The organism is uncultured Pseudacidovorax sp., assembly GCF_913773995.1.
GTDB lineage: Bacteria > Pseudomonadota > Gammaproteobacteria > Burkholderiales > Burkholderiaceae_C > Xenophilus.
In genome coordinates this window covers 1-6,981 of the sequence record NZ_CAJYES010000180.1, presented here as the reverse complement: position 1 = coordinate 6,981, position 6,981 = coordinate 1, and the positions used below count along the sequence as shown (strand labels likewise).

The following is a 6,981-nucleotide window of genomic DNA, read 5'->3' as shown; positions in this document are numbered from 1 at the left end:
CATCAGCACCGGCTCCAGTCGGGGCGCGACGTCGCTGGCCAGCAACTCGGGCGTGACCGCACCGAACACGCAGTCCAGTTCGCCCGCCAGCAGGCGCTGGATGAGCTCGTGCACCCGCCCTTCGCGGATCTGCACGATGGCGCCGGGCATCCCTTGGCGCAGCTCGGCCACCGCGGCGGGCACGGCAGCCGTCACCGACGGCGCGCCGACGCGCAGCAGAGCCACAGCGCCACTTTTCAGTGCGGCCACCTCCTCGGTTGCGCGTTCCAGTTCATGGAGCACCGCCCGCGCGCGGTGGGCGGCGCTCGCGCCCAGCGCATTGGGCTGCATGCCCTGGTGGCTTCGCTCGAAGAGGCGGGCGTCGAAGCAGGCTTCGATCTCGCCCAGCATCTTGCTCAGCGCCGGCTGGCTCAGGTGCAGGCGGGCGGCCGCCCCGCGCATGGTGGCGGTCTCGCTCAGCGCGACCAGCAGTTCGAGGTGGCGCAGGCGCAGCTTGCGCACGAGGTGGTCGGTCCGGCTGTCCATGGGGGTGGTCGGCGATAGCGCCTGGTGATCACGACCTCACGATTATTGAATTTTCAAGAATGGCCGCCGTCGGTAACTTCGCGGTCCATGAGCTTCCAAGAGACCGAGACAGTCCACGCCGCCGCTCCGCTCGAGGGCGTGCGCGTGATCGACATGGGCCAGTACATCGCCGGACCCGGTGCCGCCATGGTGCTGGCGGAACTGGGCGCCCAGGTCATCAAGATCGAGCCGCTGGCCGGCGACCAGGCGCGCCACATCGGGCGCTACGGCGAATCGATGCTGCGCGCCTACAGCCGCGGCAAGCAGTCCATCGCGCTGGACCTCAAGCGCGAGGAGGGCCGCGCCGTGGCCTGGCGGCTGATCGGCGCCAGCGACGTGCTGGTGCAGAACCTGCGCCCAGGCGCGGTGGAGGCGCTGGGCTTCGGCCCCGATGCGGTGCGCGCACGCCATCCGCGGCTGGTGTACCTGTCGATTTCGGGCTTCGGCATGCAGGGCCCGTCGCGCGGACGGCCCGGCTACGACATCGCGGCCCAGGCGGAGAGCGGGCTGATGTCCGTCACCGGCGAGCCCGACCGGTTGCCGCAGAAGGTGGGCGTACCCATCGTCGATGCGGCGGCGGCGCATCTGGGCGCGCAGGCCGTGCTGGCCGCGCTCTATGGGCGGGAGCGCAGCGGGCAGGGCGCCACGGTGCGCACCTCGCTCCTGGAGGTGGCCCTGCACCTGCAGGCCACCAGCTGGAGCGACTATCTCGGCGGGGCGCCCGAGCCCACGCGCATCGGCGACGGCCAGCCCCACAACGCGCCGGCCGCCGAGGTGGTGCCCACGCGCGACGGCCACATCGTGCTCTCGGCCTATGTGGACGAGCACTGGGCCCGCTTCTGCCGCGTCGTGGGTCGCGAGGCGCTCGTCGACGACCCGCGCTTCTGCAGCAATGCGCAGAGGGTGCGCCATCGCGCCGAACTGCGAACCGTGCTGCGCGAGTGCCTGTCCGCCTTCAGCAGCGAGGAATGCGTGGCCCTGCTCAGCCGCAACCAGATCGTGGTGGGTGCCGTGCGCAGCTACGGCCAGGTGCTGCAGAGCGCCGACGTGCAGGCCAGCGGCATGCTGGTCGAGGCGGTGGCCGCCGACGGCAGCCGCTACACCACGCTGGCCTTGCCCTACACGCTCGACGACGCCCCGCGCGCCGCGCCGCCCGCGGCGCCGGCCGTGGGCGCCGACACCGATGCCGTGCTGGCCGACCTCGGCTTCTCGCCCGAGCAGATCGACGCCCTGCGCCGCGACGGCGTCGTCGGTGGGTGCCGCAAGAACAACGAGACGGAGACGACCCGATGAGCCCTGACACCCACCTTGTCCATCCGGATGCCGCCGAGCAGGCGGTGATCCAGACCCTGCCGCTGTTCGAGATGATGCGCATGCGTGCCGCCACCACCGCCCGGCGTCATCCGCAGCATGGATTCGCGGCGCCCGAGCGCGACTCGCACTGGCGCTGGGTCAACCAGTTCACCCACACCCACCGCCGGCTTGGCCCGCAGGACAGGGAGGTGGTCAGCCCCAACAACGACACCGTCTACAGCAATGCCTGGCTCGACCTGTCCGGGGGGCCGGTGTTGATCGAGTCGCCGGACATGGGCGATCGCTACTGGACGCTGGGCCTGCTCGATGCCTGGACCAATCCCTTCGCTTACGTGGGCCGCCGCACCACCGGCAGCCGGCCGCAGCGCACGCTGGTCCATGGTCCGGGCTGGCAGGGCAGGGTGCCGCCGGCGGTGACGCAGGTCATCGCCGCGCCCGGCCACGACGTGTGGCTCATCGGCCGCATCCTGGTCGAGGACGACGGGCCGGATGCGCAACAGGTGCGGCGTCTGCAGACCGCACTGCGCATGCATCGGCTGGACGGCAGCGACGCCGCGATGCGTGTCGACACGGGCATCGACGGCCGGGACACCCGCATACCCGATGCCGCGACCTACAGGCGCGTGGTGGATGCCGCACTGGCCGGCAACCCGCCGCCCGATGGCGAGGCATTGCACTGGCCACCCGCGTCCGAGGCCCTGGCCGCCGCGCTGCCGACGGTGTACGAGCACCTGCGCAGCGCCGGCCAGCCGCACGACCTGGGCGGTGGCTGGGCCATCCCGGTGCTGGTGCGCACGCACTGGGGCGACGACCTGCTCACCCGCGCCCGCATCGCGCGCAACTTCATCGGCGCGCTGGGCATGGACGAGGCGATGTACCCGACCGCCGAGGTGGACGCCGACGGCGTGGTGCTCGATGGCGCCCACCGCTACGAGTTGGGCTTTGCCCCTGGCTGCGGGCCGCAGGTGGGCGCCTTCTGGTCGCTCACGATGTACCGCCGCAGCGACTGCCTCTTCGTGGCCAACCCCATCGACCGCTACTCCATCGGCGACCGCACGCCGGGCCTGGTGCGCGACCCCGACGGCGGCCTGGCGATCCGCCTTCAGGCCGAGGACCCCGGCCCGGGGTTCAATTGGCTACCGGCGCCGGCCGGCGAGCCCTTCTACGTGGTGCTGCGCCTCTACCAGCCGCAGGAGGCGCACCTGGCGCTGCGCTTCGACTACCCGCCGATCCGGCGGCTCTGAGCAAGCCACTCGACGACAAAGCAAGAACGGAGACAAAGACATGACCAAGACCCTTCCCCGCCGCCATTTCCTGGCCACGGCCGCTGCCGGCCTCGCGCTGCCCTGGTCCATCGGCGCCGCCGCGGCCGACGCGTGGCCAGCCCGTGCCATCCGCCTCGTCTCGCCGTACGGCGCGGGCGGGTCCAACGACATCCTCACGCGCGTGCTGGCCGACTTTCTCGGCCGCCGCCTCGGACAGAGCGTGGTGGTCGAGAACAAGGCCGGCGCCGGCACGCGCATCGCCAACGACTACGTGGCCAAGGCCGCGCCCGACGGCTACACGCTGCTGCATGCCGCCGCGCCCATCGCCATCGGCGAGGCGCTCTACAAGGACCTGCCCTACGACGTGCACAAGAGCTTCGCCGCCATCGGCAGCACGGCCATCGCGCCGCTCTTCCTGGTGGTGAATGCGCAGGCGCCGTACAAGACGCTGGCGGAGTTCGTGCAGTACGCCAAGTCGAATCCCAAGGGCGCAACCTTCGGCTCGCCCGGCGCGGGCTCGGCGCCGCATCTGACGGCCGAACTGCTGCTGCGCGCCGCCGGCGCCAAAGGCATCGTGGTGCAGTACCGCGGCGACGCGCCGGCCTATACCGAACTGCTGGCCGGGCGCATCGATGCGACGCTCACCGCCATCTCCACCGCAGTGCCGCACATCCAGGCCGGCAAGCTGCGCGTGCTGGGCGTGGCCAACGAGACGCGCACGCCGCTCTACCCCGACGCACCCACGCTGCGCGAGCAGGGCCTGGCGCAGGTGGTGGGCTACGGCTGGTACGGCCTGATGGCCCCGGCGGGCACGCCGGCGCCGGTGGTCGAGCGGCTCAATGCCGAGATCAATGCCGCCATCGCGGACGCCGAGGTGCGGCGCAAGGCCGAGGCCGCGGGGCTGGAACTGCGTGGCGGCACGGCCGAGGCCTTCAGCGCCTTCATCGGCACCGAGACGCGCAAGTGGGCGCAGATCATCAAGGCCGCCAACATCACGGCCGAATCATGAGCCGCGTCATTCTTGGGACCGGGCCGCTGGCCCGCGTGCTGCGCCTGGCGAGCGTCGTGGCGACCATCATCGGCCTGGCCGCCTGTGCCGGCCCGGGCGCGGGCTCGGGCGCGAACGCCCTACGGCGCGACACCACCTTCGGCCCGGTCGCCGGGCGCGATGACGCCACGCAGACCGGCACGTGGCGCTGGACGGGCGTGCCCTATGCGCAACCGCCCATCGGCCCACTGCGCTGGCGCGCGCCGCAGGCGCCGCAGCCGTGGACTGCGGTGCGCGACGCCACCCACTTCGCCCCGGCCTGCGTCCAGACGCAACGGCTGTACGGTCCCGGTCTGAACAACCGCTACGACGAGACCGTGGGCACCGCCCTCGGCCGCACCGTGGGGTCGGAGGACTGCCTCTACCTCAACATCTGGACGCCTGCCTCCCGTCCGGTAGCGCCGCGGCCGGTGATCGTCTTCGTCCACGGCGGCAGCAACATCAGCGGCTACACCGCCGACCCGGTCTATGACGGGGCGGCGCTGGCGCGCTCGCAAGACGCCGTGGTCGTCAGCGTCAACTACCGGCTCGGCATCTTCGGCTTCCTCGATGCGGCGCCGCTCAAGACCGGCCAGCGCGAGGAGGACTCGGGCAACTTCGCCCTGCTGGACATCATCCGCGCGCTGGAGTTCGTGGCCGGCAACATCGCGGTCTTCGGCGGCGATCCGGGCCGCGTGACGCTGATGGGCCAATCCGCGGGCGCGGTCAATGTGGATGCGCTGCTGGTCTCGCCGATGCTGGTGGCGCGCGAGCGGCCGCTGTTCCACCGCGTGGCCGCGCTGAGCGGCGGGCTGTCCACGGCGGCTACGCTGCCGCGCGGTGCCATCGCCGGCGTGCTGCCCCGGACCGTCTGGGCAGCGCGCGCAGAGGCCTTGATGCTCGAAGGTCAGGTGGCGGGCGGCCATGCGGCGAACGAAGCGCAGGCCCGTCAGCTCGCACGCGACGCCGCTCCGGCCCAGTTGGCCGCCTGGCTGCGCGCCATGCCGGCCGACACGCTGCTCGATCTGGTCCGCACGCGACTCGCCGCCCACGGCATGGCGGCCTCCAATCCCATTCCGGACGGCTGGGTGCTGCCTCCGGACCCGATCGCCGCGGTGCGCGCCGGCCGCTATGTGAAGGTGCCGGTGCTGGCGGGCCATGCGCGCGATGAGACCAAGCTCTTTCCCCAGCTCTTCGCGCTGCGGCCGGAGCTGGGCGGCACCAGCGGCCGGCTGCTGGACGATGCGACCGTCTTTGCGCTGGCCCACCGCTACGACCCCGACGGGCCGCCGCAGACCCGCATCGCGCAATGGATCCCGCCCGCGTACCTGCCCACCGAGGCACCGCGCACCGGCTTCGACGCCCGCGCAGCCGAGCTCGACCGCCTGTGGTTCACGGCCATCCGTGACGACATGATGAATGCGCTGGACAGCCGACAGCGCGACCTCTGGGCCTACGAGTTCGAATGGGACGAGCTGCCCGCGCCCTTCGACCGCATCTTCGGTGCGGCCCATGCCTTCGACCTGCCTTTCGTCTTCGGCAACTTTGGCCCTTCGCTGTTCGCCAACATCTCGTTCAGCCGCGCCAACGCGCCAGGGCGGCTGGCGCTGTCGCAGGCCATGATGGCCAGCCTGGGCGCCTTCGCGCGCAGCGGCAATCCCAACGATCCGTCGCTGGGCAAAGCCTGGCCGCAGTGGCCGGGGCGACTGGTCTTCGACGCCACGGCCACGGACAAGGCCATCGGCGTGCGATGAGCGTGTTCAAGCTCGGCACGCGCCGCGCAGGCGCGGGTGGCGCTCAGCCGTCCTGCGGCCGATACACCTGGAAGCCCAGCCCCGTCGAGAGCACCGTGGTCTCTCCCTCGGTCAGCGCTACTGTGCCGATGCAGCCGTTGTCGGCCGCCTCGCGGCTGAATTCGGCGATGGTGCGCAGTCGCGCGGCGGGGGCGCCGGCCTGGCTGATCGCGGCTTCGAGTTCGGCGGCACCGCGCGCTGCAATCGCACGGGCCAGCGCCGCTTTGAGCGCGGCAGGGTCGAGCGCCCGCACGAAGCTCACGGGGCCGCCTGCATCCAGCGGCTGCGCGAACACGGCGGGATCGCTGGCCAAGTGGCCCAGGCCCAGCACCTGCAGCACGGCCAGCAACTGGCGCGGCGTGTTCGCGCCGATGGCGAGCCATCCGTCCTCGGCCTGGAAGAAGTCGGCCGCGGGGCTGCCCGAGTAGCCCTGGTTGCCCACGCGCGGCGGCACGCTGCCCGTGGTGAGCGCGTCGCAGGCCAGCGGATACATGAGCTGCAGCGCCGCGCCGGCCATGGAGACGTCGACCAGCGCGCCGCGGCCGCTGCGCTCGCGCTCCCGCAGCGCACTCAGGATGGCCAGCGCGGCCAGCAGCCCGGTGGCCGAGTCGACGACGGGAAAGCCGGTCTTGACGGGCGGATCGCCCTCGGCGCCGGCCATCCAGGCCATGCCGCTTGCCGCCTGGATGACGTGGTCGTAGGCCGGGCGGGCGTGCCATTCCTCCGCACCCCGGCCGTAGCCTGAGATCGTGCAGTACAGCAGCCCCGGATGCCGCGCCTGCAGCGCCGCATAGCCCAGCCCGAAGCCTTCGAGCACGCCGGGCCGCAGGTTGTCGACCACCACGTCGCTGGCCAGCGCCAGCGCCTCGGCCTGGTGCCGACCTTCCTCGCTGCGCAGGTCCAGCCGAAGGTGGTGCTTGCCGGCGTTGAGGGCCAGGAACTTGTCGCCGCCCTGGCCGGCCCGGCGCATCACGTCGCCGTCCAGGCTCTCGACCTTGGTGACCTGTGCGCCCAACTG

General features: G+C 72.2%; 6 protein-coding genes. 4 read left to right on the top strand and 2 right to left on the bottom strand.

The annotated features are described in order from the left end of the window. Positions 1-525, bottom strand: a 525-nt coding sequence (locus tag QZ772_RS16360) for a LysR family transcriptional regulator (RefSeq protein ID WP_295528441.1), incomplete at its 3' end; no start/stop codon positions are given. A gap of 87 nt (positions 526-612) precedes the next feature. Here QZ772_RS16360 and QZ772_RS16355 point away from each other — a divergent pair. From QZ772_RS16355 to QZ772_RS16340, 4 genes are read left to right on the top strand one after another with little or no spacing between them, the layout of a single operon-like run. Then, positions 613-1,857, top strand: a complete 1,245-nt coding sequence (locus tag QZ772_RS16355; RefSeq protein ID WP_295528438.1) for a CoA transferase — start codon at positions 613-615, stop codon at positions 1,855-1,857. Beyond that, on the top strand, positions 1,854-3,122 hold the full coding sequence (locus QZ772_RS16350) for a DUF1254 domain-containing protein (protein WP_295528435.1): 1,269 nt from the start codon (positions 1,854-1,856) through the stop codon (positions 3,120-3,122). Before QZ772_RS16355 ends, QZ772_RS16350 begins: the two co-directional genes overlap by 4 nt. A 40-nt stretch (positions 3,123-3,162) precedes the next feature. Continuing rightward, positions 3,163-4,152: a tripartite tricarboxylate transporter substrate binding protein gene (locus QZ772_RS16345; protein WP_295528431.1), complete on the top strand. Its 990-nt coding sequence runs from the start codon at positions 3,163-3,165 to the stop codon at positions 4,150-4,152. Continuing rightward, positions 4,149-5,924, top strand: coding sequence for a carboxylesterase family protein (locus QZ772_RS16340; protein WP_295528429.1), 1,776 nt, complete (start codon positions 4,149-4,151; stop codon positions 5,922-5,924). The genes QZ772_RS16345 and QZ772_RS16340 overlap by 4 nt, the downstream gene beginning before the upstream one ends. A gap of 43 nt (positions 5,925-5,967) precedes the next feature. Here the strand turns inward: QZ772_RS16340 and QZ772_RS16335 are convergent. Then, the coding region (locus tag QZ772_RS16335) for a CoA transferase (RefSeq protein WP_295528426.1) at positions 5,968-6,981 on the bottom strand (1,014 nt) is incomplete at its 5' end.

Excerpts from the sequence above, each read along its gene's own strand:
- QZ772_RS16355 (WP_295528438.1), top strand. The coding sequence starts at position 613 with ATGAGCTTCCAAGAGACCGAGACAGTCCACGCCGCCGCTCCGCTCGAG.
- QZ772_RS16340 (WP_295528429.1), top strand. The coding sequence starts at position 4,149 with ATGAGCCGCGTCATTCTTGGGACCGGGCCGCTGGCCCGCGTGCTGCGC.
- QZ772_RS16345 (WP_295528431.1), top strand. The coding sequence starts at position 3,163 with ATGACCAAGACCCTTCCCCGCCGCCATTTCCTGGCCACGGCCGCTGCC.
- QZ772_RS16350 (WP_295528435.1), top strand. The coding sequence starts at position 1,854 with ATGAGCCCTGACACCCACCTTGTCCATCCGGATGCCGCCGAGCAGGCG.